A 2,688-nucleotide genomic window follows, 5' to 3' on the forward strand; every position below is an offset into this window, starting at 1 on the left:
CCATACCGTGTTCCTTTACCACGCCATCCAGGCCGGTATGACCATGGGTATTGTCAACGCCGGTATGGTTGGCGTCTATGACGATATTCCTGCCGAATTGCGCAAGTGTGTTGAAGATGTGGTGCTGAACCGTGTGGTTGATCCGGATAATCCGCTGGCAGCCACTGAGCGCATGATCGAGATCGCCGGTACGCTGGTGGCCGGTGGCAAAAAAGCGGAAGCCACACTGGCTTGGCGCGGCACGCCGGAAAACCCGGTGCCAGCCAGCAAGCGGTTGGAATATGCGCTGGTGCATGGTATTACCGACTTTATCGTTGCCGATACTGAAGAAGTGCGCCAGGAGATCATGCACAAGGGCGGACGTCCGATCCACGTGATTGAAGGCCCGTTGATGGATGGCATGAATGTGGTCGGTGACCTGTTCGGCCAGGGCAAGATGTTCCTGCCGCAAGTGGTGAAATCGGCGCGCGTGATGAAATCCGCTGTCGCGCATCTGATCCCGTTCATTGAAGAAGAAAAAGCCCTGGAAGAAAAACGCACCGGTATCGTGGCCAAGCCCAAAGGCAAGGTTGTGATTGCGACGGTAAAAGGCGATGTGCACGATATCGGTAAAAACATCGTGTCGGTGGTGTTGCAGTGCAACAACTTCGAAGTGGTGAATATGGGTGTGATGGTGCCTGCCGCTGAGATCCTGGCCATGGCAAAAGCTGAAAATGCCGATATTATCGGCCTGAGCGGCCTGATCACGCCATCGCTGGAAGAGATGGCCTATATCGCCAGGGAAATGCAGCGCGACCCGCATTTTGTTGCCCTGCAGACGCCATTGCTTATCGGGGGCGCCACCACTTCACGCGCACATACCGCCGTGAAGATTGCGCCTCACTACGAAGGCCCGGTCATTTATGTGCCGGACGCTTCGCGCTCGGTCAGCGTCATGCAGAACCTGCTGACGCCCGAAACGCGTGGTGCTTACCTGGCCGAGATCCAGGCCGATTACGAAAAAGCGCGTCACCAGCATGCCAACAAAAAAGGCGTGCCTATGCTGAGTCTGGCCGATGCACGCGCCAATGCCGCCAGGGTGGATTTTGTTGCAGCCCATGCGCCGGTAAAACCCAAATTCATCGGGCGTCGTGTGTTCAAGAATATCGATCTGGCGTTGATCGCCCAATATATTGACTGGGGCCCGTTTTTCCAGACCTGGGATCTCGCAGGGTTTTATCCCGCCATCCTCAAGGACGAGGTAGTGGGTGAAGCCGCCACCAAAGTATTTGCCGAAGCCAAAGTGATGCTAAAACGTATCATTGATGGCCGCTGGTTGAGTGCCAATGGCGTGATTGCGCTCCTGCCCGCCAACCAGGTGAATCATGACGATATCGAAATCTATACCGATGAAACCCGCAGCCAGGTGGCGCTCACCTGGTACGGCATGCGCCAGCAAACGCAAAAACCGGTGATTGATGGCGTGCCACGCCCTAACCAGTGCCTGGCTGACTTTGTTGCACCTAAAGGCACCGATGACTATATCGGCCTGTTTGCCGTGACTGCCGGGTTGGGCATGGAAAAACGCCTGGCTGACTACGAAAAAAACCATGATGACTATAATGCCATCATGTTCAAGTCACTGGCTGATCGCCTGGCGGAAGCCTTTGCCGAATATATGCATGAACGGGTACGTACCGATTTCTGGGCTTATGCCGCGAGCGAAGCCTTAGACAAGGATGCGCTAATCAAAGAGCAGTACAAAGGTATCCGCCCGGCACCAGGCTACCCGGCCTGCCCGGACCATACGGTGAAAGCCGATATGTTCAGGGTGTTGCAAGCGGAAGAAATCGAGATGCAATTGACGGATAGTTACGCGATGTTACCGGCAGCGGCAGTGAGCGGGTTCTACCTTGCACATCCGGAGTCTAGGTATTTCAGTGTAGATAAGATAGCCAATGACCAGGTGGAAGACATGGCTAAGAGGCGCAATGTCGATAAGGCTTGGTTGGAACGGTGGTTAGCGCCGAACCTAGGGTAAGAAGTCAATTTCAAACAAAAAGCGCACTTAATCGTGCGCTTTTTGTTTGATGGGTTAAACGGTAATTCTTTGATTTTCATACCAACCTAAGGTGTCGCAGAGCATGCTATTTTCCAGCGGAACGGCTGGTGTATGCATAAGTCTTTATTCCAGTGAAGGGTGTAACAGAGGTTTCATAGAGCGTGCATAAGCCAGTGGCCCTGCAACAGTTCGTCATTCCGGCAACGGCCGGAATCCAGGCTAGGCTCATGTTTAGCTTAGTAACAATAGAAGAGCTGTAGCTGCACTTGCTGGAAGTATTAATTAGGTATTTCTTCGGGTGCTTAACTGTTTCTTTTCGCCTCTAGGCGAGTTACTTTTCTTTGCTTGCCCAAAGAATAAGTAACCAAAAGAAAAGGCACCCTAGCTTCCGCTTGTTTCCTGCGTTGCTCGCCAAAACAAGCGGTCGCGAAACTCGACCTGGCAGCTCACACACTTCGTGAGCTGCTGCGGGACTCAAACAAACGCTCCCTTGATTCTTGTTTTTTCTGCGCTACTCGGCGCGTCAGATAGGGGCCCATTTAACCCCACCACGTTGAGACAATGGTAGAACGCGATGGGCAGAGCGCGCTGAGTAGCATCTTTAACTCTCAAAACTAAATCCAACAAACCCATTCCTTTGTTTTGTT

1 protein-coding gene is annotated in these 2,688 nt (G+C 52.9%); it reads left to right on the top strand.

Annotated features, from left to right (window positions below):
* Positions 1-2,020, top strand: a 2,020-nt coding sequence (locus VK958_RS13430) for a vitamin B12 dependent-methionine synthase activation domain-containing protein (protein ID WP_325242186.1), incomplete at its 5' end; no start/stop codon positions are given.
* Positions 2,021-2,688: the final 668 nt, after the last annotated feature.

It is taken from the genome of Methylophilus sp. (assembly GCF_035460085.1).
Taxonomy (GTDB): Bacteria; Pseudomonadota; Gammaproteobacteria; order Burkholderiales; family Methylophilaceae; genus Methylophilus.